Origin of the sequence: Aeromonas sp. ASNIH8, from assembly GCF_002919855.1 — a bacterium.
Classification (GTDB): Bacteria; Pseudomonadota; Gammaproteobacteria; order Enterobacterales; family Aeromonadaceae; genus Aeromonas; species Aeromonas caviae.
On the sequence record NZ_PQLN01000048.1, the window covers coordinates 12,658 to 37,084 of the forward strand.

The 24,427-nt window shown below is 63.0% G+C and carries 23 protein-coding genes and 1 other annotated feature; of the genes, 12 read left to right on the top strand and 11 right to left on the bottom strand.

Translation table 11 applies throughout. The features are described from left to right. Positions 1 to 4: 4 nt before the first annotated feature. From hisH to hisG, 5 genes are read right to left on the bottom strand one after another with little or no spacing between them, the layout of a single operon-like run. The gene (hisH, locus tag C3418_RS13440) at positions 5 to 628 is read right to left on the bottom strand and encodes an imidazole glycerol phosphate synthase subunit HisH (protein WP_039039129.1); all 624 of its coding nucleotides are present in this window, start codon (positions 626 to 628) and stop codon (positions 5 to 7) included. Continuing rightward, complete coding sequence (gene hisB, locus C3418_RS13445; protein ID WP_052815012.1) at positions 628 to 1,761, bottom strand: bifunctional histidinol-phosphatase/imidazoleglycerol-phosphate dehydratase HisB; 1,134 nt, start codon at positions 1,759 to 1,761, stop codon at positions 628 to 630. The genes hisH and hisB overlap by 1 nt, the downstream gene beginning before the upstream one ends. 19 nt (positions 1,762 to 1,780) lie before the next feature. Continuing rightward, positions 1,781 to 2,851, bottom strand: coding sequence for a histidinol-phosphate transaminase (hisC, locus tag C3418_RS13450; RefSeq protein WP_052815011.1), 1,071 nt, complete (start codon positions 2,849 to 2,851; stop codon positions 1,781 to 1,783). Further along, positions 2,848 to 4,173 (bottom strand): histidinol dehydrogenase, encoded by a 1,326-nt coding sequence (hisD, locus tag C3418_RS13455; RefSeq protein ID WP_041211399.1) that lies wholly within the window; start codon positions 4,171 to 4,173, stop codon positions 2,848 to 2,850. Before hisD ends, hisC begins: the two co-directional genes overlap by 4 nt. 30 nt (positions 4,174 to 4,203) lie before the next feature. Next, the gene (gene hisG, locus C3418_RS13460) at positions 4,204 to 5,100 is read right to left on the bottom strand and encodes an ATP phosphoribosyltransferase (RefSeq protein ID WP_041211400.1); all 897 of its coding nucleotides are present in this window, start codon (positions 5,098 to 5,100) and stop codon (positions 4,204 to 4,206) included. Positions 5,101 to 5,128: 28 nt separating this feature from the next. Continuing rightward, positions 5,129 to 5,253: a sequence feature (His leader region), on the bottom strand. Positions 5,254 to 5,443: 190 nt separating this feature from the next. On the opposite strand from hisG, the gene C3418_RS13465 reads away from it, so the two are divergent. The 7 genes from C3418_RS13465 (at position 5,444) to rnd (ending at position 12,980) form a co-directional block, all read left to right on the top strand. Beyond that, complete coding sequence (locus tag C3418_RS13465; protein WP_010674695.1) at positions 5,444 to 5,689, top strand: hypothetical protein; 246 nt, start codon at positions 5,444 to 5,446, stop codon at positions 5,687 to 5,689. A gap of 61 nt (positions 5,690 to 5,750) precedes the next feature. Next, positions 5,751 to 7,670: an ATP-dependent DNA helicase gene (locus C3418_RS13470; protein ID WP_042017607.1), complete on the top strand. Its 1,920-nt coding sequence runs from the start codon at positions 5,751 to 5,753 to the stop codon at positions 7,668 to 7,670. 97 nt (positions 7,671 to 7,767) lie between these two features. Further along, entirely contained in the window at positions 7,768 to 8,469 is a 702-nt protein-coding gene (tsaB, locus tag C3418_RS13475) for a tRNA (adenosine(37)-N6)-threonylcarbamoyltransferase complex dimerization subunit type 1 TsaB (protein ID WP_052815010.1), read from the top strand. A 50-nt stretch (positions 8,470 to 8,519) separates the two neighbouring features. Beyond that, on the top strand, positions 8,520 to 9,035 hold the full coding sequence (locus tag C3418_RS13480; RefSeq protein ID WP_039039136.1) for a Slp family lipoprotein: 516 nt from the start codon (positions 8,520 to 8,522) through the stop codon (positions 9,033 to 9,035). 9 nt (positions 9,036 to 9,044) lie between these two features. After that, complete coding sequence (locus C3418_RS13485) at positions 9,045 to 9,896, top strand: alpha/beta fold hydrolase (protein WP_029314513.1); 852 nt, start codon at positions 9,045 to 9,047, stop codon at positions 9,894 to 9,896. Positions 9,897 to 10,092: 196 nt separating this feature from the next. After that, entirely contained in the window at positions 10,093 to 11,769 is a 1,677-nt protein-coding gene (gene fadD, locus C3418_RS13490) for a long-chain-fatty-acid--CoA ligase FadD (RefSeq protein ID WP_010674700.1), read from the top strand. A gap of 98 nt (positions 11,770 to 11,867) precedes the next feature. Then, positions 11,868 to 12,980 carry a ribonuclease D gene (gene rnd / locus C3418_RS13495; protein ID WP_039039174.1) on the top strand — a complete coding sequence of 371 codons (1,113 nt, stop codon included), beginning with the start codon at positions 11,868 to 11,870 and terminating at the stop codon, positions 12,978 to 12,980. 158 nt (positions 12,981 to 13,138) lie between these two features. On the opposite strand, the gene C3418_RS13500 is transcribed toward rnd, so the two are convergent. The 4 genes from C3418_RS13500 to dusC all read right to left on the bottom strand — a co-directional run bounded on the left by C3418_RS13500 (position 13,139) and on the right by dusC (position 16,457). Further along, entirely contained in the window at positions 13,139 to 13,507 is a 369-nt protein-coding gene (locus C3418_RS13500; RefSeq protein WP_052815020.1) for a TraR/DksA C4-type zinc finger protein, read from the bottom strand. Positions 13,508 to 13,588: 81 nt separating this feature from the next. Then, positions 13,589 to 14,554: a DMT family transporter gene (locus C3418_RS13505; RefSeq protein WP_052815009.1), complete on the bottom strand. Its 966-nt coding sequence runs from the start codon at positions 14,552 to 14,554 to the stop codon at positions 13,589 to 13,591. A gap of 74 nt (positions 14,555 to 14,628) precedes the next feature. Continuing rightward, positions 14,629 to 15,456 (bottom strand): AraC family transcriptional regulator, encoded by an 828-nt coding sequence (locus tag C3418_RS13510; RefSeq protein ID WP_052815008.1) that lies wholly within the window; start codon positions 15,454 to 15,456, stop codon positions 14,629 to 14,631. Positions 15,457 to 15,512: 56 nt separating this feature from the next. After that, complete coding sequence (gene dusC, locus C3418_RS13515) at positions 15,513 to 16,457, bottom strand: tRNA dihydrouridine(16) synthase DusC (RefSeq protein ID WP_052815007.1); 945 nt, start codon at positions 16,455 to 16,457, stop codon at positions 15,513 to 15,515. A 176-nt stretch (positions 16,458 to 16,633) separates the two neighbouring features. Between dusC and C3418_RS13520 the strand changes: the two genes are divergently transcribed. From C3418_RS13520 to C3418_RS13535, 4 genes are all read left to right on the top strand, one after another. After that, positions 16,634 to 17,011: a YbaN family protein gene (locus C3418_RS13520; RefSeq protein ID WP_010674706.1), complete on the top strand. Its 378-nt coding sequence runs from the start codon at positions 16,634 to 16,636 to the stop codon at positions 17,009 to 17,011. A gap of 132 nt (positions 17,012 to 17,143) precedes the next feature. Further along, a complete protein-coding gene (gene apt / locus C3418_RS13525) occupies positions 17,144 to 17,689 on the top strand; it encodes an adenine phosphoribosyltransferase (protein WP_010674707.1) in 546 nt (181 codons plus the stop codon). A 177-nt stretch (positions 17,690 to 17,866) separates the two neighbouring features. After that, on the top strand, positions 17,867 to 20,347 hold the full coding sequence (gene dnaX / locus C3418_RS13530) for a DNA polymerase III subunit gamma/tau (protein WP_053288204.1): 2,481 nt from the start codon (positions 17,867 to 17,869) through the stop codon (positions 20,345 to 20,347). Between the two features lie 124 nt (positions 20,348 to 20,471). Next, on the top strand, positions 20,472 to 20,801 hold the full coding sequence (locus C3418_RS13535) for a YbaB/EbfC family nucleoid-associated protein (RefSeq protein WP_005301028.1): 330 nt from the start codon (positions 20,472 to 20,474) through the stop codon (positions 20,799 to 20,801). Positions 20,802 to 20,911: 110 nt separating this feature from the next. Here C3418_RS13535 and C3418_RS13540 read toward each other — a convergent pair whose 3' ends face one another. Further along, positions 20,912 to 21,838 carry a LysR family transcriptional regulator gene (locus C3418_RS13540; protein WP_041211406.1) on the bottom strand — a complete coding sequence of 309 codons (927 nt, stop codon included), beginning with the start codon at positions 21,836 to 21,838 and terminating at the stop codon, positions 20,912 to 20,914. A gap of 118 nt (positions 21,839 to 21,956) precedes the next feature. On the opposite strand from C3418_RS13540, the gene C3418_RS13545 reads away from it, so the two are divergent. Further along, on the top strand, positions 21,957 to 22,838 hold the full coding sequence (locus tag C3418_RS13545; protein WP_043152681.1) for a pirin family protein: 882 nt from the start codon (positions 21,957 to 21,959) through the stop codon (positions 22,836 to 22,838). A gap of 57 nt (positions 22,839 to 22,895) precedes the next feature. Here C3418_RS13545 and C3418_RS13550 read toward each other — a convergent pair whose 3' ends face one another. Further along, positions 22,896 to 24,218: a YjiH family protein gene (locus tag C3418_RS13550; RefSeq protein ID WP_043152684.1), complete on the bottom strand. Its 1,323-nt coding sequence runs from the start codon at positions 24,216 to 24,218 to the stop codon at positions 22,896 to 22,898. Positions 24,219 to 24,427: the final 209 nt, after the last annotated feature.

Consider the following 24,427-nt stretch of genomic DNA (forward strand, 5'->3'; position numbering starts at 1 on the left):
CCTGTCATAGCTCCAGAAAGTTTTGCAGTAGGCGGGCACCGGCCGGGCCGGATCGCTCCGGGTGGAATTGGGCGCCAAAGAAGTTGTCCCGCCCGACGATGGCGGTAAAGGGCAGGCCGTAGTCGCAGGTCGCCAGGGTCGCGTCGGTCACCTCCAGCGCATAGGAGTGGACAAAGTAGAAGTAGCTGCCGCTGGGGATGCCTTTGAGTAGCGGGTGGGTCTCGTCGTGTTCAATCTGGTTCCAGCCCATGTGGGGCAGGCGCAGGTTGCCCACCTCCATCAGGCGGATCCTGCCAGGCACGATGCCGAGGCAGTCGATGAGCGCTCCTTCGCTGCCATCGGCGCTCATGTTCTCTTCCGAGGCCTGTGCCAGCATCTGCATGCCGAGGCAAAAACCGAGCAGCGGCTGCTTGGCGGCGCGAATGAGGGGCACCAGTTCCCGCTCATTGAGGTTCTTCATGGCGGCGATGGCAGTGCCGACGCCGGGCAGGATCAGCTTGTCGGCCTGCTCGATGTCGGCGGCCTTGCAGCTCACCCTGGGCTGCACGCCGAGGCGCTCGAACGCCATGCGCACCGAGGCGAGATTGGCGCAGCCGGTGTCGATGATGACCAGGTTCTGTTTCCCCATCACAGCACCCCCTTGCTGGAGGGAAGCTCGCTCCCTTCCACGCGAATGGCCTGGCGCAGGGCGCGGCCAAAGCCTTTGAACAGCGCTTCCACCTGGTGGTGGGTGTTGCCGCTGCCCACCTTCATCTGCAAGGTGATGGCCATGGCGTCAGAGAGGGAGCGGAAGAAGTGGGGCACCATCTCGGTGGCCATCTCTCCCACGCTGTCGCGACCAAAGCCGCTCGGGCAGTCGAACACGAAGTAGGGACGGCCGCTCAGATCCAGCGCCGTGGCCACGTCCAGCTCGGTCAGCGAGGTGTTGTCAGCCTCCTGGCGGGGACGCCCGTCGATCACCGCCTGCACCTCGTCCATCGCCAGCACGAAGCCGAAGCGGCCGATGCCGCGCTTGTTGCCAAGGGCCTGGCGCAGGGCTTGACCCAGCGCCAATCCCACATCTTCCACCGTGTGGTGATCGTCGATGTGCAGATCGCCGCTCACTTTGAGCTTGAGGCGAAAGCCCGCGTGGGTCGCTATCTGATCCAGCATGTGATCGAAGAAGCCGATGCCGGTGGCGATCTGGTTGCCACCGCTCTTGTCGAGATCCACCGCCACCTGGATGCGGGTCTCCTTGGTGTAGCGCTCCACCTCGGCCACGCGCCCCTTGGAGAGCAGCTGATCACGAATGACAGTCCAGCCGTGATCTTGCGGGTGGTAACGTATGCTGCGGATGCCCATGTTCTCGGCAAGCTGGATGTCGGTCTGTCTGTCGCCAATCACGAAGGAGTTGGCAAAGTCGATGCGGCCCGAGGCGAGATACTCCTTCACCAGCCCAAGGTGAGGCTTGCGGCAGCTGCAACCGTCGGTAGGGAAGTGTGGACAGATCAGCACTTGCTCCCAGGTAACACCCTGGGATTCGAAGAGGTGCATCATCAGGTCGTGGGGCGGCTGGAAGTGTTCAAGGGGCAGGCTGGCGGTGCCGAGCCCATCCTGGTTGGTCACCATCACCAGCACGTAGCCGGCGGCCTGGAGCTCACGCAGCACAGGTATCACCATGGGCTCGAAGCGCAGCTTCGCAAGGCTGTCCACCTGCTTGTCGGTGACCGGCTCCTCGATCAGGGTGCCGTCACGGTCGATAAACAAAAACGGGGTTTTCATCGCTACATCCTTGCTTGTCTTACAGAGAGGGTGGGGGCAGGTCACGCAGCACGGCCAGCACGGCGTCCATTTCGCCCTGATAGCCGATGGTGATGCGGATGCTGTTGTCAAGGCCAGGCTTGCTGGAGAAATCACGCAAGATGATGCCGGCGGCCTTCATGGCGGCGAACACGGCGGCGCCATCTTTGAAGCGCACCAGCACGAAGTTGCCCTTGTCCTCGAACACTTCCTTGACGCAGGGCAGACGAAGCAGCTCCGCCTTGATGAGCGCCTTTTGCTTGTTGAGTTCCAGCACCCGCTCCTGCATCAGTTCCAGCCCCATGGGAGAGAGCGCCTGGGCGGCAATCTGGGCGATGGGGTCGGGAATGGGGTAGGGCGCGATCACCTTGGCCAGCATGGCAATCACCTCGGGATCCCCCAAAGTAAAGCCGCAGCGGATCCCTGCCAGGGCAAAGGCCTTGGAGAGGGTACGGGTCACCACCAGGTTCGGGTATTGGGCGAGCAGGTCCACCACAGAGGCCTCCGGGCAGAATTCGATGTAGGCCTCGTCCACGACGATGATGGCGCGGTCCCGGGCCTTCTCCAGCAGGGCGACGAGTCCCTTGCGGCCCACCAGATCCCCGGTGGGATTGTTGGGGGAGCAGAGGAACACCAGCTTCACGTCAGAGAGGCGATCGGCGATGGCGGGCCAGTCCGGCTGACGGCTGGCGGTCAATGGCTGCTCGACAATCCCCACGCCACAGGTCTCGGCGCTGATGGCGTACATGCCGTAGGTGGGGGGGCAGATGAGGATCTGATCTTCCCCCGCCTCGCAGAAGGTGCGGATCAAGAGCTCGATGGCCTCGTCGGCACCGCGGCTTACCAGCACCTGATCCGGATTGACCCCGGCGTAGGCGGCATAGCCATTCACCACCTCGGCCGGCTGGCACTCGGGATAGCGGTTGAGGCGACTCCCCTCGACGGTGAAGGGATAGGCCAGGGGGGCCTCGTTGGCATTGAGCCAGACGTGGCCCTGGCCGCCGATGCGGCGCGCGGACTGGTAGGGAGTGAGAGCCCGTACAACGCGACGGGCCAGATTGACGATGCTCATGACAAATCCTTCTGCTGTGCTGTTTGTTGGGGCTCGGCGGCCAGGGCGTTCAACCTGAGGGTGACGGCATGCTTGTGGGCATCGAGCCCCTCGGCCTGGGCGATGCGCTGGACAATGGGGCCAAGGCCGCGAATGCCGTCTGCAGTGAGCTCTTGAACCGTGTAGCGGCGCTGATAGTCAGCAAGCCCCAGGCTCGAGCAAGTGCGGGCATAGCCGTAGGTGGGCAGAGTGTGGTTGGTGCCGCTGGCGTAATCACCGACCGACTCCGGTGTCCATGCCCCGAGGAAGATGGAGCCCGCGTTCTCGAGCTTGTCCAGCAGATCCCGGGGTGCCCGGGTCTGCACGATGAGGTGTTCCGGTGCATAGGCGTTGGAGATGGCGCAGGCCTCCTCCAGGTTGTCGCAGAGGATCACCAGGCTTGCCTTCAGGGCTTGCTCGGCGATGTCGCGGCGGCTGAGGTCGGCGAGTTGCGCCTGGATCTCGCTGCCGATGGCATCGGCCAGGGAAGCGGAGGTGGTGACCAGCACCACCTGGCTGTCGGGGCCGTGCTCGGCCTGGGAGAGCAGATCCGATGCCACGAAGGCCGGGTTGGCGCTCTCGTCTGCGATCACCAGCACCTCGGAGGGGCCGGCTGGCATGTCGATGGCGGCGCCCCGCCAGTCACGGGAAACCTGGCCCTTGGCTTCGGTCACATAGGCGTTGCCCGGGCCGAAGATCTTGTCCACCTTGGGGATGGTTTGCGTGCCATAGGCCATGGCCGCGATGGCCTGGGCGCCGCCGATGGCGAACACCTGACGGACGCCACAGGCGCGGGCGGCAAACAGGATCTCGTCGCTCGCCGGAGACGGGGTACAGAGCACCACCTCACGGCAACCGGCCAGGCTTGCCGGAATGGCCAGCATCATCACGGTGGAGGGGAGCGGCGCGCTGCCTCCCGGGACATAGAGGCCGACCCGGCTGATGGGTTGGGTGCGCAGCTCGCACAGTACCCCGGGCTGGGTTTCGACTCGGACGACGGGCTGTACCTGGGCGGCGTGGAAGGTACGGATATTGGCGATGGCGGCCTCGATGGCACCCTTGATGTCATCACCGAGTCGAGCGCAGGCGGCATCCACTTCCGCGTCGCTCACCCGAAGCTGTTCGCGGGGCGCGCGTTCGAAACGCTGGCTCAGCTCGCGCAGGGCCTCATCGCCCCGGCTACGTACCGCGGCAATGATGTCTCGCACCACGGTACCGATGTCGGCTTCGTCGCCAAGGGCGGGCCGGGTCAGGACCTCGGCTTGCCGGGCGGGGGAGAGGGTCTTCCAGATCAGGGTCTGCATGATGTGTCTTCCTTATTCCATCATCTCGGCTTATTCCATCATCTTTTCAATGGGCAGCACCAGGATGGAGCTGGCACCCAGGGCCTTGAGCTGTTCCATGGTCTCCCAGAACAGGGTTTCGCTGGAGACGACGTGCAGGGCCACCTGGTTGGTGTCACCGGCGAGCTGCATGATGGTGGGACGCTCCGCCCCCGGCAGCAGATCGGTGATGGCATCGAGCTTGTCTTTGGGGGCGTGCAGCATGATGTATTTGCTTTCGCGCGCCTGCTGCATCCCCTGGATGCGGGGCAGCAGCTTGTCGATGAGTTTCTGCTTGGCATCGTTCAGGGGGTTGGGAGCCTGCACCAGGACGGCCTTGGAGCGGTAGATCACCTCGACCTCTTTCAGGCCGTTGGCTTCCAGGGTCGCGCCGGTGGAGACCAGATCGCAGATGGCATCGGCCAGACCCGCGCGGGGGGCCACTTCCACCGAGCCACCCAGCATCACGCTCTTGAAGCCCAGGCCCTTCTCGTCGAAGAAGCGCTTGAGCAGACCGGGGTAGGAGGTGGCGATGCGCTTGTCGGCCAGGCTCTCGGGTCCTGTGTAGTTGACATCGTCCGGCACCGCCAGAGAGAGGCGGCAGCCGCCGAAGTCGAGCTGCTTGAGGGTCTTCACCGCAAAGGGCTGCCCCTGGGCTGCGCGAATGAGCTGCACCTCTTCGAGAACGTTCTCGCCGATGATGCCAAGATCGACCACCCCTTCCATCACCAGACCCGGGATGTCGTCATCACGCACTCGCAGAATGTCGATGGGCATGTTCTCGACATGGGCGATGAGGCGCTGTTCCCGCAGGTTGATCTTGAGGCCGCAGCTCTTGAAGAGGGCCTGGGAATCCTGGCTCAAACGACCGGATTTTTGCATGGCGATGCGCAGACGTTGTGTTTCCATTGCTCGATTTCCTTCTAGTCAAAAACGAAAAAACCCTCGGAAGTATGTGCTTCCGAGGGTTCATGAATCTTGCGGTCCTTTTGGAAGTCACCAGTTAAGTGTCTTCCAGCAGTCAACCTCCTGAAAGACTATTCGGGATGATGATGGTGATGATGAGTCTTCAGGGTGGTGAACTTCATGATGTAATGAATCCTTTACAAATCAGATGCCGTTGTTGACGCCCGATTTAAACTACCTGCCTTGACAGAAAATGCAACCGAAAAATGTGATCCGGACGATTAAAGTTGAGAAAACGGTTTTCTGGTCGATAACTAGACAATGAGATGCCAAAGGAGGCGACATCATGCCCAGCCAGGACCTGTTATTTCCCATCCTGCCCCGCGCACCCTCGACACCGAGCCCGGATGACATCAAGCGGGAGGTGACCCAGATCAGCCAGAAACATCAGCTGCGCAAGATAGGCACCGACAATGGCGGCGGTGGCCAGCATCACCAGCAGAGAGAGCAGCCGCCAAAGCCTGATCAACCAGCGGTGCAGGATGATGATCACAAACCGGATCCGGACCACCGGATTGATCTCTTCGTCTGAACGCATTATCAGTCCCGCTTTTTCCGCGCTTTTGGCATAATGGCCGCTTTTGCAGCGGGACATGCCTTTGACCATCATCCAGACCCTGTTCAAGCCAGACGGCCCCCTGGCCCGCCATATCGACGGCTTCAAGGCCCGTGCCCCGCAACTGGAGATGGCCGAGGCGGTGTCGCGCGCCATCAAGCAAGGTGGCCGCTTGCTGGTGGAGGCTGGAACGGGCACTGGCAAAACCTATGCCTATCTGGTGCCTGCGCTGGAATCCGGCAAGCGGGTGGTGATCAGTACCGGGTCCAAGAACCTGCAAGAGCAGCTCTTCTATCGGGATCTGCCCACCATCACGGGGGCGCTTCACTACACCCCGCCGGTGGCACTGCTCAAGGGGCGCAGCAATTATCTCTGCATCGAGCGGATGAACCGGCTGTTGAGTGAATCCCATCTGCAAAAGCCCGAGATCCTGAGCGATCTCGTGAAGGTCAAATCCTGGTCGACTGCCACCGACAACGGCGATGTGGGGGATATCCCGGGGCTACAGGAGAACGCCGAGATCCTTGCCCACGTCACCAGCACCAACGACAACTGCCTGGGTCGCGACTGCCCCTATTACGATGATTGTCACCTGGTCATCGCTCGGCGCCGTGCCATGGACGCCCAGGTGGTGGTGATCAACCACCATCTCTTTTTCGCCGACATGGCGGTCAAAGACACCGGCTTTGGCGAGCTGGTGCCCGAGGCGCAGGTCTATGTCTTCGACGAGGCGCACCAGCTGCCCGAGATCGCCAGCCACTACTTCGGCAAGTCCGTGGGCAGTCGCACCATCCAGGATTTGGCGCAGGATATCCAGCTCGCCTACCGGGCAGAGGCTCATGACATGGCCCAGCTTGGCAAGGCGGCGGACAGGCTCGCCATTGCCAGTCAGGATTTGCGCCTTGCCTTCGGCGTGGAGGGGGGGCGCGGCAACACCCGGGATCTGCTGAGACAATCCCTCTGGGCCCAGGCGCTGGCCCGCCTCAACGATGCCATCGGGCTCTGTTATGAAGTGCTGAAACTGGCGCTCGGGCGAGGGGAGCAGCTGGATCACTGTTTCGAGCGCATCAGCGAGCTGCGTACTCGCCTTGGGGAGGTGCTGGCGGTCAACCAGACCGGTTTCTCCTACTGGTATGACTGTTCGCGTCTGCACTTTACCCTCAATCTGACGCCGCTGTCGGTCGCCGAGCGCTTCGGTGCCGAGGTGCAGCGCCCCGAGGTGGCCTGGGTCTTTACCTCGGCCACCTTGACGGTGGACAATCGCTTCGCCCACTTCGTCGCCGAGATGGGGCTGGCCGGCAGCGCCGAACTCATTCTCGACAGTCCGTTCGATTACGCCGAGCAGGCGCGCCTGTGCGTACCCCGTTTCTTGCCAGAGCCCAATGCCTTCGGGCGCGGGGAGCAGCTGGCGACCCTGATGATCCCCCTCATCAACAAGACGCCGGGGGGATGTTTTTTCCTCTGCACCAGCCATCAGGTGATGCGCCAGGTGGCTGAGGTGCTGCGCCGGGAAATCGGCCGCACCGTCCTGCTGCAAGGGGAAGACAACAAGCAGCGGCTGCTCAAGACCTTCGTGGAAAACGGTCGGGCCGTGCTGGTGGCCACCAGCAGTTTCTGGGAGGGGATAGACGTGCGGGGGGCGGCATTGTCCTGTGTTATCATCGACAAGCTGCCCTTTGCGAGCCCGGACGATCCCCAGCTCAAGGCACGGGTGGAGGATTGCAAGCTCAAGGGGGGAGATCCCTTTGCCGAGCTGCAGTTGCCCAAGGCGGTGATTGCCCTCAAGCAGGGGGTGGGGCGGCTCATCCGTGATCGCAGTGATCACGGCGTACTGGTTATTTGTGATCCCCGGGTGGTCAACAAGCCCTATGGCGCCACCTTCATCAAGAGCCTGCCTGCCATTCCACGGACCCGGGAGCTGGCGACCCTGGGAGAATTTTTCGGACCACGGGAGTGAGTCCGCCGCGCCGGGGCTGATTGCCCCCGGTCATGCATGACGGCAGGCCTTGGCCATGCTGACGATTTAACTGACTGATGTGAAGAGAATAAAAAGAATGGATGAGTTGAAGATCCTGGCCGTGGATACCGCCACCGAAGCCTGCTCCGCAGCCCTCTTGGTGGGCGATACCCTCTACTCCCGCTGGGAAGAGGCGCCCCGTGACCATACCCGCAAGATCCTGCCCATGGTTCAGGCTCTGTTGGATGAAGCCGGTCTATCGTTGGATGAGCTCGACGCCATCGCTTTTGGCCGTGGGCCTGGCTCCTTCACCGGGGTACGGATCGGGATCAGCGTGGCCCAGGGGCTCGCCTTTGGTGCCGGCGTACCGATGATCGGTGTCTCCACCCTGGCAGCCATGGCCCAGGGGGCCCATAAGCTGGAAGGGGCCGAGCAGGTGCTTGCCGCCATCGATGCGCGCATGGACGAGGTCTATTTCGGCCACTACGCCTTGGTGGACGGAGTGATGACGCTGGTGGGCGAGGAGGTGGTGAGCGAGCCAGCCGCACTGGTGCAGGCCCGTGACAAGATGACTGGCGCGGTGAGCTGCGTTGGCACCGGTTTTGAAACCTATGGCGAGACCCTGGGCGGCCTGGCAGATGTGCTGATGCCAAGCCAGGTGCGTTTCCCGGCGGCCGCCGACATGCTGCCTCTGGCACGCCAGGCCTGGTTTGCGGGTGAGGCGGTGCCGGTAGAGCAGGCCACCCCTGTCTATCTGCGCGACAAGGTGACCTGGAAGAAACTGCCGGGTCGCGAATAAACGGCAGCGGCTGTCCCGGGCTGCTTTGTCGGATGATGAAGGAGATACGAATGAGAAAATCCGTGATCATGCTGGGATTGGTGGGGCTGCTGCTGGGCGGTTGCAGCACGGTGCCCAAAGAGCTTGCCTATGAGCCTGCGGATCAGCTGGTGGCCTATCAACCTGCCCTGCAGGGGATGGAAGGCAAGCCGGCCCGCTGGAGCGGTGTCATCTCGGCGGTCCACAACAAGGCGGATCAGAGTGTCATCGAGGTGGTCTATCTGCCCCTCAAGTCCAACGGGGTGCCGGAGCAGACCGAGCAGAGCCCAGGTCGTTTTCTCGCCATCATGCAGGGGTTTGTCGACCCGACCCTCTATGCCAAGGGTCGCAGCCTGACGGTGCTCGGCACCCTCGACAAGCCGGTGGACAGCCAGATTGGCGAGCACAAGTATCGCTTCTCGGTACTCAAGGTGACGGGGAGCAAGCTGTGGCCACCGGTGAAGGAGGTGGAGATCCGCTACATGGATCCCTACTTTTACGATCCTTTCTATGATCCCTTCTGGCCCAGACGGCCCCTGCGCCGCTGAGGAGCCCGGATGACGGCGACATTGCAGGAGCGCAGGCTGCGCCTGGCGGACGGGCGGCACATCGCCCTGCTGGACAATGGTCAGGAGGGCAGACCGCTGCTGGTGGCCCTCCATGGCTGGCTCGACAACGGTGCCAGCTTTTTGCCTCTGGCCCCCTGGCTGGGGGCGTTTCATCTGGTCTGCGTCGATTTGCCGGGCCATGGTCACTCCGATCACAAGTCGACTCCCTATGTCTTCGTGGACTGGCTGGATGATCTCTACCAGATCAGCCAGGCCGCGGGCTGGCAGCGTTTCATCCTGCTTGGTCACTCCCTGGGGGCGCTGATTGCCTCTGCCTATGCCGGCGTCTTTCCCGAGCAAATCGAGCGGCTCATTCTGCTGGAGGGGCTCGGCCCCTTGAGCCAGCCCGACGAGGAGGTACCGGGGCAGCTGCGCCGCGCCATCCTCAACCGCACTCGTACCCGTGAGCGTGCAACCAGTGGATTTGCCACCCTCGAGGAGGCGGTGGCTGCCCGCTGCAAGGTGGCGGACATCCCCCCGAGTGCGGCACGCCTTATCTGCGAGCGACAACTGGAGGCGCGGGCAGGGCGCTGGTATTGGCGCAGTGATCCCCGTCTTCGCGATCTCTCGCCCCTGCGCATGAGCGAGGGGCAGGCCCAGGCCCTGATCCGGGCCATCGTCTGTCCGGTGCTCTTTATCCGGGGAGAGCAGGGCTTCCCCGGGCTCCTGGCACAGTGGCAGTTGCGGGAGGCGGCCTTTGGCCACATCGAACGGGTGACAGTGGCAGGAGGCCATCATTTTCATATGGAAAATTCATCAGAAACCGCCGTTTATATCGAAAACTTCGCTCAAATCCGGTAGGATCGGCGGCTTTGAATCATGTCAGGTTTGCTTTCTCCCTCACATTTCCCGTTGTTAATTCACTGTTAATTGATGTTGCCTTATGTAAATATGTGCGGCATTAGAGCATGAACTTAAAACAATTGATTGAAATGGATGTGACAGGGACGGAGGCAACACAGTGAGCGCACAGGTGCGAGTTATGCAGGAGAAGTTCGTGGAAAGAGTCTGGCTGAAGCGTTATCCAGAAGGGGTGCCCGCCGAGATCAATCCAGACCAATACGGCTCTCTGGTCGAGATGTTTGAAGAGTCGGTGAACCAGTTCGCCGATCAACCCGCCTTCGTCAACATGGGGCAGACCATTACCTACCGCCGGCTGGAGGAGCAGTCCCGAGCCTTCGCCGCCTACCTGCAAAACGAGCTGAAGCTCGGCAAGGGGGACAGGGTGGCCGTGATGATGCCTAACCTGCTGCAATACCCCATCGCGGTATTCGGCATCCTGCGGGCCGGCATGACGGTGGTGAACGTCAACCCCCTCTATACCCCGCGCGAGCTGGAGCATCAGTTGAAAGATTCCGGCGCCAAGGCCATCGTCATCGTCTCCAACTTTGCCCACACCCTGGAAAAAGTGGTGTATGACACCCCGGTCAAGCACGTGATCCTGACCCGGATGGGGGACAACCTGGGGCTGGCCAAAGGGACCCTGGTCAACTTCGTGGTCAAATACGTCAAGAAGCTGGTGCCCAAGTACAACCTGCCCCATGCCAGCACCATGCGTCAGGCCCTCGCCAAGGGGCGCTACCTGCAGTACATCAAACCCGAGATCAGCAACCAGGACATCGCCTTCCTGCAATACACCGGCGGGACCACCGGCCTCTCCAAGGGGGCCATGCTGACTCATCGCAACATGATCGCCAACGTCGAGCAGTGCCTCGGTGTCTATGGCCCTGTGCTGGAGCGCGGCAAGGAGTTCGTGGTCACGGCGCTGCCGCTCTATCACGTCTTCGCCCTGACGGTGAACTGCCTGCTGTTCATGCGTCTGGGGGGCTACAACCTGCTCATCAGCAACCCCCGCGACATCCCGGGCTTTGTCAAAGAGATCAAGAAGTATCCTTTCACCTGCATCACAGGGGTGAACACCCTGTTCAACGCCCTGGTCAACAACGACGAGTTCAAGGGCATGGATTTTGCCAAGCTCAAGCTCACCATCGGTGGCGGCATGGCGGTGCAACGGGCGGTGGCCGAGCAGTGGAAGGGGCTGACCGGCACCCCGCTGCTGGAGGGCTATGGCCTGACCGAGTGCTCGCCCCTGGTGAGCGTCTGCCCCTATGATCTGGTGGATTACAACGGCTCCATCGGTCTGCCGGTCTGCTCCACCGAGATCCGTCTGGTGGATGACGAGGGGAACCAGGTCACCGAACGGGGTGCCCCCGGCGAGATGCAGGTGCGCGGTCCTCAGGTGATGACCGGCTACTGGCAGCGCCCGGAGGCGACCGCCGAGGTGATGCAGGATGGCTGGCTCTGCACCGGCGACATCGCGGTATGCGACGAGCAGGGTTTCTTCAAGATCGTCGATCGCAAGAAGGACATGATCCTGGTCTCCGGCTTCAACGTCTACCCGAACGAGATAGAAGACGTGGTGGCCCTGCATCCCAAGGTGCTGGAGGTGGCCGCCGTCGGCGTACCCAACCCGGTGTCCGGCGAGCAGGTGAAGATCTTCGTGGTCAAGAAAGATGCAAAGCTGGCGGAAGAGGAGATAATTGCCCACTGCCGCAAACATCTGACTGCCTATAAGGTGCCGAAACTGGTAGAATTTCGCGACGAACTTCCCAAGACCAACGTGGGCAAGATCCTGCGCCGCGTGCTGCGCGACGAGGAGATTGCCAAGCAGTAACCGGCATGCACTGCTTTGCAGTCCAGCGCTGTCGTTATGCAAAACCGTGGGACATCCACGGTTTTTTCTTTCTGGATCCGACCAACGTGCAGGCAACGATGCAATATCAACTCATTTCACAGCAAGCCGAACTGGATCAGTATCTCGCTTCTCTGGCCGACGTTCCCCTGGCCATCGATACCGAATTCGTTCGCACCCGTACCTACTATCCCCAGCTCGGTCTGTTCCAGATCTACGATGGCAAGCAGCTTGCCCTGCTCGATCCCCTGACCCTGGATCTCTCCGGTTTGTGGCAGCGCCTCGGTCGGGCCGGACAGATTGCCATCCTGCACGCCTCCGGTGAGGATCTGGAGCTCATCCAGCATCAGGCGGGTCACCTGCCCAACCAGATGCACGATACCCAGCTGGCGGCAGCCTTCCTGGGCCATGGCGTGTCGGTGGGGTTTGGCGCCCTGGTCAACGAATTCCTCGGGGTCGAGCTTGAGAAGGATCAGGCCCGTACCGACTGGCTGGCGCGCCCCCTTACCCCTCGTCAGCTGGAATATGCCGCGGCGGATGTCTTCTACCTCATGCCCCTCTACGAGAAGGTGATGGCCAGACTGCGCGAGAGCGGCAAGTTCCCCTGGTTCGAACAGGAGTGCCAGAACCACTCCGCCCGCAAGACCCAGGGCAGCGATCCCCGTCAGGCCTACCTCGAGATCGTCAACGCCTGGCAACTGGGTCGCCGCGAGCTGGCCATCCTGCGCGAGCTGGCCGCCTGGCGCCAGCAGGAAGCGGTACGCCGGGATCTTGCCCTCAACTTCGTGGTCAAAGAGCTGCACCTGTTCAAGGTGGCGGAGCGTCGTCCCGCTTCGCTTCGGGATCTTAACGAGCTGGGCCTCTCGCCCATCGAGATCAAGATCCACGGCAAGCGGATGCTGGACATCGTCGCCGCCGCCCAGCAGAGCGACCCTGCGAGCTGGCCCGATCCCATCCGCCGTCTGGTGGACTTCCCCCAGTACAAGGCCGAGCTCAAGCGCATCAAGGCCATGGTGGAGGAGAAGGCCAAGGCCAGCAACATTCCACCGGAGCTGGTGGCGAGCAAGAAGATCATCCACCAGTACTTCACCTGGAGCTGGCGCATGAGTGCCGAGGAGCGGGCCAGGGCGGACAAGCCCATGCTGCTGCAAGGGTGGCGTCATGAGCTGGTAGGCCACCTGCTGGCCCAGTGACGAGTACGCAGTACGAGAAGGGGAGTCCATGACTCCCCTTTTTCATGCCTGTGCGGCTGCCCTCGGGGGTTGCCGGGATCGTCGCGCCAGGGGGTTGGTCATGATGGGAAGCGAGAAGGGGGGGAGGAGGAAAATGGCGGGCACAAAGGGTGCCCCCATCAGAGTTCGTGAGCGTGGAATCCCTTGCGGTAGCGGGCCTCGCAGCGCGGGCAGCGTTGCAGGGTCGGATCCTGTTCCAGCTGTTCAGGGAGCAGCGGCTCCTCACAATCGGAGCAGAAGCCATAGAGCCCCAGATCCATCTGGCAGAGCGCCGCGTCGAGCCGCTTGAGGCGTGCCACGCTGTGTTCCACCCCGGGCAGATCGAGACGGCTGGTCAGATCAACCAGTTGATCTCGCTCGCAGCGCTCCACCTTCTGTGCCCAGTCATCTTGTCGACAGGCATTGAGCTGACGGATCAGCTCCTCTCTTGTTTGCGCCCAGTCGGTCAGAAGGCGCTGATGCCATTCGGCCAACCGGGCTTGCGTCACTTCACACACAGCAGCCCCCAAAAACGAGTGATAAAACTCGGCCAGTATAGGGAAACCCGCGGTTTATCAAGATGACATGAGTCAAGTTAACCGTGCTTTGACGGGTTTTTCCGGCAGGTGCTGCGGCTTGCCGGTGATGACGTAGAGCACTCCCGCCACCAGACAGACGACACCCACCAGGGTACTCATGGGGGGCATGATCCCGCGCAGCATAAAGGCGTACAAGAGCCCCGCCAGAGTCTCGAACACGATGAGCGGCCCGACCAGCACGGTCGGCAGGCGCTGGCTCGCCTCGTTCCAGCACAGGGTGCCGAGCCAGGAGCAGAAGAGCCCCACCGCCCCCATCAGCAGCACGAAGCGCAGGGGCGTCGGCCCGAAGGGCAGGGGAAAGTCCGGTGCGCTCAGGGCAAGATGGCCGAGGCTGCCGAGATAGGCAATGAGCGCCACCGGCAGGGTCACCAGCCCCTGGGCGGTGGCCCAGACGGCCGGACTGCGGCCCGGGTGCTCGCGCAGCCAGCGGGCGTTGCGCAGGGGATACCAGGTCCAGCACAGCACGGCGCCTACCGCCAGGGCTATACCGATCAGTTGTTCGGTGCGCGCCTCGGTGTGCCAGGTGAGCTCGGCGCTGTTGACCAGATAGAGACCGGCCCCCATCAGCACCAGGGACGGGTAGAGCCGGGTGCGGGAGAGGCGACCGTCCCGTGCGCCATAGAGGCGGTTGGCGGCCAGGGCCGTCACCACCGGCAGGGTGCCGATAAGCATGGCTGCCAGGGGCGAGCCGATGCGCAAGATGGCCCCCGACAGGCAGAAGTAGTAGAGGAGGTTCCCCACCAGAGTGAGGGCGAGGGCCTCTCGCCAGTCGCTGGCTGAGAGGGCCGCCAGGTGTTTGCGGGCCTGCCAGGCGAGCGGCAGCACGATGAGGCCGAAGGCGAGGTAGCGGCCGCTCGCGAGCAGGGCGGGGGGATAGCCGTCCACCAAGAGGGGGGCGACGAAGATGAGCCCCCACATCAGGCCGGCCAGCAGGGCAAACAGGACTCCGATCAACATGTTTCATATCCGGTAAAGAAGAAGGAGGCCAGCCTAGCAGGGAGGAAGGGGGGCGTATTGAACCAGATTGCGCTTTAGCGGCCAGCCTGCACCTGTTTCTGGTAGCGGACCGGGGTGGTGCCATAGCGGCGCAGGAAGGCACGGTTGAGGTGGGACTGATCGGCCAGACCACAGGCGGCGGCCACCTCGGCAGCGGGCAGGCCGGCAGCCAGCCACCCCTTGGCGCGCTGCAGGCGGATGGCCATCAACATCTGCTGGGGGGTGACGTGAAAGCGGGCCTTGAAGCTGCGCTGGAAGTGGTAGGGGCTGAGGTTCACTGCACCGGCCAGCTCGGCCAGGGTAATGGGGCGGGCGAAACAGGCCTGCATATAGTCGATAGCGCGGCCCAGAGGGTGGGCCGCTTCGCGCGGGGCCGCCAGGGCCCGGGCATGGGGGCGCAGGGTCTCGCACACCCTTAGCAGCAGGCCGTCGGCGGCGAGCTCGCTGTCACAGTGCCAGAGGGCATCCAGGGTCGCCTGCAGGACGGGGGCAGTGCGCGGATCGCTTCGCACGGCATCGGTGAAATACCAGTCGCGCTCGCCGCTGATGGCCTCGAGCCGGTCGGCGGGCAGGTAGAGCATGCGATAGCGCCACCCCTGCTCGCAGGCTGACTCGCCCGTGTGCAGCTCATCGGGGTTCATCAGCACCAGGCTGCCGGGACCGGCCAGGAGCTGGCTGCCGCGATAGCGAAAGCGCTCGGCACCGCACTCAATGACACCGAGGCCAAACCCCTCGTGACTATGGGGATCGAAGATGTGGTGCTGGATGTGGGCGCGATAGAGCTCGGTCGCAGGCTGCCCCGGCAGGGCGCGAAAATCGGCCCTGTCGTGCTGATGGGTAAAGTTGACCGGTACTCCCTGCATCCTGACCTCCTGTCAATGAGCCTTCATCATAGGGCGCCGCGGGGTGGCGGCCAAGTCTAGGCCTGTGAGGCGCACTCGCGCTCGAGGGCGGAGCGGATCTCCTCTGCGGTCTTGATGGTGCGGATGCGGCGAAACAGCTCGTCGGCCTGGGGGTATTCCCGCACTATGTAGGAGAACCACTGCTTGATGCGACTCGGGTAGTAGTCGGCCTTGTCGCTCGCCAGATCCTGCTCGGTGTAGGTCACCATCAGTTGCAGTACCTCGGCCCAGCTCATGTGGGCACACCCCGTCTTCATCACGTTGGCCAGGTTGGGCAGGGAGATGGCGCCCCGGCCCACCATGAGGGCATCGCAACCGGACACCCGGGCACAGGTCAGGGCATCGGCATGGTTCCAGATCTCGCCGTTGGCGGTGACGGGGATGGGCAGGGCGCGGCGGATGGCGTCCACGTACTCCCAGTGTGCCGGCGCCTTGTAGCCTTCGCGCTTGGTGCGGGCATGCACCGCCAGCTCGTTGGCGCCCCCCTGATAGACGGCCTGGGCATTGTCCAGATAGAGATCCTTGTCATCGTATCCCAGGCGGATCTTGGCGCTCACCGGCAGGTGGGCAGGCACGGCCTCCCGCACCGCCTTGACGATGCGATAGACGGTCTCGGGTTCCTTGAGCAGCACGGCGCCCCCCTTGCTCTTGTTGACCGTGGGGGCAGGGCAGCCGAAGTTGAGATCGACCCCGGGAGAGCCGAGCTCGATGGCGCGCACTGCGTTTTCGGCGAGCCATTCCGGATGCTGTCCCAGCAGTTGCACCCGTACCGGGGTCCCCGCACGGGTCTTGCCATCCTGTCTGAGCTCGGGGCAGAGGCGATGGAATACCTTGGCGGGCAGCAGTTGATCGACCACCCGGATGAATTCACTGACGCAGAGGTCGTAATCATTGACGGAGGTGAGGACCTCCCGCATCAGGTGATCCAGCACCCCCTGCATGGGGGCCAAAATAACGCGCATAGCTGCTTCCGAAGACAAGGGGAGAAAAAAGAGCGCAGATTGTAGTGGCAATGGCCGGGATTGTCAGCCGTCTGCCCACTCGATGGCCCCCATCGACGGCCGCAGACTGGGCCAGGCTGTCAGCTTCCGGGCCAACTCTGTTAGGCTAAAGGCAGAGAAACACTAGAGGAGTACCCATGAAACGCTGGTGTCTGATGGCCCTGGGCTGGCTTGCCTTCGCCACCGGGATAGTCGGGATAGTCCTGCCCCTGCTGCCGACAACCCCCTTCATGTTGCTGGCGGCGGCGCTGTTTGCGCGCTCCTCCCCCCGCTTTCATGGCTGGTTGCTGGCGCATCCCTGGTTTGGCCCCCCCATCCTCGACTGGCAGCAGTATCGCGGCATTCGCCGCCACGCCAGATGCCGCGCCATCATCTTCATCCTGATCTCGTTCTCGGTATCGCTGCTGGTGGTGCCGTTGCCCTGGGTGAGGTGGCTGCTGGTTGTCATAATGGTGATCCTGCTCACCTGGTTGATGCGTCTGCCGGTGCTGGAGCCGGTTGCAATGAAGAAGTGAAATCCCTAAGCTATCGCGGCAATAATGCTATGGAGTTGGCTCGTCATTTTTGCGTGACGGGCCTTTTTATTGCCCCCAGGCGGAGACCCCGTGCGCCGCCATGGCAGGGCTCAAAAAATAAGCGGTCAAATAATGAATCCGGAAACCCTGAAGTTTATCGAAGCGAGCATCAAGACCATTCCCGACTATCCGAAGCCGGGCATTCTGTTTCGCGACATCACCAGCCTGATCGAGAATGCCGAGGCCTTCAAGGCCACCATCGATCTGCTGGCCGATCATTACCGTGATCAAGGCATCACCAAGATTGTCGGCACCGAGGCCCGTGGCTTCATCTTCGGCGCCCCGGTTGCCTACGCCATGGGGCTGGGGTTCGTGCCGGTGCGCAAGCCGGGCAAGCTGCCCCGCGCCGTCATCGAGGAGTCCTACGCCCTGGAGTACGGCACCGACACCCTGCAACTGCACACCGATGCCATCGTGCCCGGTGACAAGGTGCTGGTGGTGGACGATCTGCTGGCCACCGGCGGCACCGTCGATGCCACCGTCAAGCTCATCCGCCGCGCCGGCGGTGAGGTAGCGGATGCCGCCTTCATCATCTCCCTGCCGTCCCTGGGCGGTGATGCCCGCCTGACCGCCGCCGGCGTCAAGGTGGTCTCTCTGGTGGAACTCGCGGGGGCGTAAATCGCCCCTTCGCGCGGCAGGCCTCGTCACCCTGCTTTCTGCCGCAAACCGGTGCCTGAACGGGCACCGGTTTGAAATTCAAGCGATCCCTCCCAAGGCGGCGCATCCCCCATACAGCCAGCCCTCCATTTGTGTTAGCATCCAGCCTCAATGCCTCGTTTCCCAGCATCGAGATCTATGAGCTATCAGGTTTTGGCGCGCAAATGGCGCCCCCATACGTTTGAACAAGTGGTCGGCCAGCAACATGTGCTGACGGCCCTGACCAATGCCCTGGATCAGGGGCGGCTTCACCATGCCTACCTCCTGAGCGGGACCCGCGGCGTGGGCAAAACCACCATCGCCCGCATTCTGGCCAAGAGCCTTAACTGCGAGCAGGGGATCAGCAGCCATCCGTGCGGTGTGTGCGATACCTGCCGCGAGATCGATCAGGGCAATTTCGTCGATCTGCTGGAAATCGATGCGGCGTCCCGCACCAAGGTGGAAGACACCCGAGAGCTGCTCGACAACGTGCAGTACCGTCCGGCCCGTGGTCGTTTCAAGGTGTACCTCATCGATGAAGTGCACATGCTGTCGCGCCACAGCTTCAATGCGCTGCTCAAAACCCTGGAAGAGCCGCCCCCCTATGTGAAATTCCTGCTGGCCACCACGGATCCGCAGAAGCTCCCCATCACCATCCTCTCGCGCTGCCTGCAGTTTCATCTCAAGAGCCTGGATCAGACCCAGATTGCCAGGCAGCTCGAATGGGTGCTGGACCAGGAGGGCCAACCCTTCGAGCCTCGCGCCCTGCTGGCCCTGGCCAAGGCGGCCGACGGCAGCATGCGCGATGCCCTGAGCCTCACCGATCAGGCGTTGGCCCACGGCAACGGCAGCGTGCGCCTGGAGAGCGTGCTCACCATGCTGGGGACCCTCGATCATCACCACCTGCACCAGTTGCTGGAGGCAGTGCTGCGCCAGGATGCCCCGGCCACCATGGCCAAGATCACCGAGATTGCTACCCTGGGGCCGGATTTCGACCAGCTTCACGCCGAGCTGGAAGCCTTGCTCCATCGGGTGGCCATGGCGCAACTGCTGCCTGCGAGCGTGCAGGAGCAGGGGGCGGATGCCGATGCCTTGCTGCAGCTTGCCGGAGCCATGAGCCCGGAAGAGGTACAGCTCTGCTATCAAATCGTGCTGGGGGGGCGCAAGGATCTGCCCTGGGCCCCTGACGGGCGCACCGCACTGGAGATGACCTGTCTGCGGATGCTGGCCTTCTCGCCCCGGCGCGAGGTGGTCCATCCCGCCAACCTGGCGGCCCAGCCTCTCATGACAGGGCACACCGGCGTGATGGCGGCAGCGAGGGAAAGCGCGCCGCTCCTGCCGGGAAAGCCCCAGGGGGCTGAGCCGGCCCCGGCTGCCAGCGCAGCACCAAAGGCTCCCGCCGCGCCAGCATCGGTCCTTGAGGCCGAGCACGTCGCCACCTCACTCAAGGCGGAGGAGGGCGCAGTGCTGGATCCGCTCTTTGCCGAGCAGGATGAGCTGCTGCGTGAGGCCGAACGGATGGGTTACGAGGCCGTGGTGCCTGCCAGTCCGCCTACAGAGCCTGCCTCTGCGCCGTTGGCGGCGGATGACGCCGGGCAGACGCAGCAGGTTGAGGTCCAAGGGGAAGACGTCGCCATCTCTTCGACCTCCAGCATGCAGAGCCTGCTTGGCAAGCGCAATTTGCTGCGAAGCCGCCTGCGTGGCGAGCAGAGTGCAAACGCCGTGCCCGCCCGGATCACTCCCGTCAAATCGGTGGCCGCGACCAAACCGGCCCCTGCGATGCCTGCCGTCGCGACTTCGCCCCAGGCCGAGGTGCAACCAGCGGCGCGGCCCGAGATGCCGGGGCAGGGACCTGCCTTGCAAACAGGGTATGACGACCTGCCCCCTCTCGATGCCTATGAAGAGGGGGCCAGTGACTACGAAGAGTATCTGAATCAGGGGTTTGACGAGGGGTTTGCCAGTGCCCCGTTGCCCACGCGGGCAGTGACTTCCGCCCAGCCAGCTCCCGCCACCATGGCACCTCCTTCGCAGGAGGATCTGCCGCCTTGGGATCTGGGCGCTGACGCCGGCAGCGCGGATGCGGCGGCACCTGTGGTTGCCGCTATGGTGCCTGCCGCGCCTCCAGTGGCCGCCAGCGAGCCTCAGCCCGCCATTGCGTTGATGGAGACCATCGACTGGGATGCGCTGGAGAGCGACGAACAACCCGAGGAGGAGGGGGAGGTCGCCCGTCTGATCCCCTCGTCCTTGCTGGTCAATTGCGGGGACGCCTGGGCCGAGCTCATCGCCCGCACCGGGGTGGGTGGTCGGCTGCGTCAACTGGCCATCAACGCGGTGATGACCCGGGAAGGCAATCGGGTCTCCCTGCTGCTCAAACCCGAGCAGCGCCATCTGGTGAGCGACAAGGCCCGCGCCGATCTGGCCGAGATCATCGGTCCCGAGCTGGGCGGCCCGGTTCACATCGATGTGACCCTGGGCTCGGATCCCGCGCGGGAGACGCCGCTCGAGATAGAGCATCGTCTCTATCTCGGGGTGCGTGAACAGGTGAGCCGGGATCTGGCGGCGGATCCCAACGTACAATTCTTGCAGCAGCGTTTCGGCGCCGTGCTCCATCCCGAGAGCATCGAACCACTGAGTCGCTGAGTTGCGGTGAAAAAACCGTGCCGGGGCTTGCCCCCGGTTGAAAAGACCTTTGGCTGCCCCCACTTAGGGCAGATGAACCCACAGCCCGGCGCTGGATGCCGGATTTCAAGACGAGAGACGATCTATGTTTGGTAAAGGTGGAATGGGTAACCTGATGAAACAGGCCCAACAGATGCAAGAGCGCATGCAGAAGATGCAAGAGCAGCTGGCCCAGATGGAAGTGGTCGGCGAGGCGGGCGCAGGCATGGTCAAGGTGACCATGGCCGGCAGCCACAGCGTGCGTCGTATCGAGATCGATCCCAGCCTGATGGAAGATGACAAGGAGATGCTGGAAGATCTGGTCGCCGCCGCCGTCAATGACGCCGTGCGCCGCGTGGAAGAGCAGAACAAGGCCAAGATGGGCGAGCTGACCGGCGGCATGCAACTGCCCCCGGGCTTCAAAATGCCCTTCTGAGGATACTGCCCGTATCCGTTTCCCCTCCTCTGTGAAGGGGAAAATGAAAAGGCCAGAGCCAAGCTCTGGCCTTTTGCATGTCAGCACACCCGGGAACGGCCATGCACAGATCATGGCGGGAGCTGCGTACTTGCCTGCCCCAGGGGGGAGAAGCCCTCGACCAGATGATCGATGAGGGCGCGGATGGCAGGCAGCAGACCGCGGCGTGAGGGGAAGACCGCGTGGATCACCTCCTGGCGCGGTGCCCAGTCGGGGAGCAGACGCACCAGCCGGCCATCGGCCAGGGGCTCATCCATCATCATGGTGGGCAGTTGCACGACCCCGAGCCCGTCGATCGCCCCCTGACGCAATGTCTGCATGTCGGTGGTGGCAAAGCGGGGGCTGTGGTGCTGTTTGACTCTGGCCCCATTGGGGCCCAGCAGGGTCCAGTGATGGCCTTCCAGGCTGGCGCCATGACCGAGGCTCGGCCATGACAGCAGATCTGCGGGGGCCCGGGGCATGCCGAGTGACGCGACAAGGGCCGGGCTTGCCACCAGACACTGGGTCGCATAACCCAGCACCCGCATGGCGAGATCGCTGTCCTCCAGGGGCAGTGGTCGCACCCTGAGAGCCATGTCCAACCCCTCCGCGACCAGATCCACCGCCCGGTTGACCCCGACGAGCTGCACCTTGACGCTGGGATGGGCCAGGGCGAAAGAGACCAGCATCCTCCCGACGTGGGCGTGGAGCAGATCGATGGGGCAGGCGATGCGCACCAGACCGCAAGGCTCGCTCTGGGTCGCGGCGATGAGATCCTGCGCCGCATCGGCTTCCACCAGCATGGCCCGGCAACGGGTGTAATAAGCCTGCCCGAGTTCGGTGACGGTGAAGCTGCGGGTGGAACGCTGGATAAGACGCACCCCGAGTCGTTCCTCCAGCATGGCGATGCGGCGGCTGAGCCTGGATTTGGGCATGCCGAGGGCCCTGCCGGCCTGGGCAAAGCCCCCGTGATCCACCACCTGGACATAGAAATAGAGGTCGTTGAGATCCTGTTGCATGGGGTTATCGTTCACAAAATAGGACGCTGATGGCAAATTTTACGTCTACCGGACGCAGCGTTCCAGACTCACAATGCGAGCAACGACACATCCCGTGACGATCACCCAGGAGAGCATCATGAAAAGAGTCATCGGTATTTACAGCGCCCCTCGACAACACTGGGTCGGCGACGGATTCCCGGTTCGCTCGCTGTTCTCGTATCAGACCCATGGCCGCGCCTTGAGCCCCTTCCTGCTGCTGGACAGGGCTGGCCCGGCACATTTCGAGCCCGCCGATCATGCCAGGGGCGTGGGGGAACACCCGCACCGTGGCTTCGAGACGGTCACCATCGTCTATGAAGGGGAGGTTGCCCATCGCGACTCGACCGGCCAGGGGGGGATCATCGGTCCGGGAGACGTGCAGTGGATGACGGCCGCCGCCGGCATCATGCACGACGAATTCCACTCCCAGGGGTTTACCCGTCGTGGTGGCACCCTCGATATGGTGCAGCTGTGGGTCAACCTGCCCGCCAAACACAAGATGTCGACGCCCGGTTATCAGGGCATCACCAGCGACACCATCCCGCAACTGAGCCTCAAGGAGGGCGATGTGCGGGTACGCATCATCGCCGGGAACGATGCCGGGTTGCAACAAGGCGAGGTAGAGGGGCCAGCCCGCACCTTCTCGCCCATGAACATCTGGGATCTGCGGCTCAAGGGCGGGGCCAGCGTGGTGCTGCCGGCGGTAGCGGGATGGAACAGCGCCTTGGTGGTGCTCAAGGGCTCTCTCATTATCAACGGTCAGGAGCGCGCGGGCGAAGCACAACTGGTGCTGCTCGATCCCAACGGTGAGGAGTTCATGCTGGAGGCGGAAGGCGAGGCCAGCTTGTTGCTGCTGAGTGGCGAGCCCATCGATGAACCCATCGTGGGTTATGGCCCCTTTGTCATGAACAGCGAGGCAGAGATCCATCAGGCGATAGATGATTTCAACAGCGGCCGGTTCGCCGTCATCGCCCCCTGAGACAATTCTGATAAAAACAAAGCGCCTGATGGCGCTTTGTTTTTTTATGGGCCCTGGTCAACCGAGCCAGCCGAGGGCCAGCGCCAGCCTGCCGCACAAGGCGGCCAGCAGGATGCCAAGCAGGGTGCGCAGCAGCCAGATCACCACCAGCTGTCCCACGCTCACCGGGATCCGGGTGGCCAGGATGCAGGGGATGGAGGCAGAGAAGAAGAGCACCGAGCTGACCGAAACCACGGCCGCGACATAGCGCACCAGCAGGTCGGCATCCTTGAGCAGGATGGCGGGCAGGAACATCTCGGCCAGACCGGCAGAGAGGGCCTTGGCGGTGGCGAGCGGCTCGCCGAGATCCAGCAGCCAGGTCAGTGGCCAGAGCAGCCAGCCCAGCAGATCGAACAGGGGAGTGTGCTTTGCCAGCAGCAGGCCCAGCAGACCGACGGACAGTATGGTGGGCACCACGGCTGCGGCCATGTGAAGACCGTCCCTGAGGTTGTCCTTCAATTGCCGCAACAGGGGATCGGCCTGGTGGGACTGGGTCAGGCCGCAGGTGAGGGCCGCCTGCCAGCGGCTCATGCCATCCGGTAGCGGCTCGTCGGTCTCCCCATGGTGAGCCAGACGGCTGATGGGAGGAACGCGCGCCAGGATGGCGGTGATGACGAAAGTGATCACCAGGGTGGACCAGAAGTAGAAGTTCCAGTGTCCCATCAGGTTGAGGGTCTTGGCTACGATGATCATGAAGGCGGCCGAGACGGTGGAGAAGCCGGTGGCGATGATGACGGCTTCTCGCACCGTGTACTTGCCCGCGAGGAAGACCCGGTTGGTGATGAGCAGGCCCACCGAGTAGCTGCCGACGAAAGAGGCGACCGCATCGATGGCGGAGTGACCCGGCGTGCGCCACAGGGGGCGCATCACAGGTTGCATCAGTACCCCGATGAATTCCAGCAGGCCGAAACCGAGCAGGAAGGTCAGGGCCATGGCGCCGATAGGCACGATGAGACCCACAGACATGGCCAGTTTATCGAACAGGAAGGGGAGGCGATCCGGGGTCATCAACCAGGCAGGGCCCCAGTCTGTGACATACAAAATGGCCAGGGCCAGCCCGAGCAGCTTGAACAGGCTCAATACCCTGTCGATGGGACGGGCGCGCCAGCGGCCATCCAGCAAGGGGGTGATGGCGCCATAGGCGATGAGCAAGAGAATGAGGGTCAGGGCAAGGGGGCGCTGGGCAATCAGAAAGCCGGCCAGGTGATCCACCACTATGGTGCTGCGCCCGCCAAGCTCGAAGGGCACGAAAAAGATGGCGATGCCAAGCAGGCTGGCCAGCAGCAGCTTGATGCCGGCCCCTGATCCTGCCGGTGCAGTGAGCGTGTGTTCAGGTTCCATTTTCTCTCCTTGTGATCCGCATGGTTCAATCCGTCATTCCGCACCTGATTTTGCTATTTTCAGTGCTTGACGGCGATCGGCCGTTCTGATCTATTACTCTCTTTTGCAGGTAGATCATCATGGCCGCACCCGCTATCTCGATCCGTAACCTCGATCACCTTGGTTTGGTCGCCGCACTCTGCCAGGAACTGGGCATTGCCCGCATGATC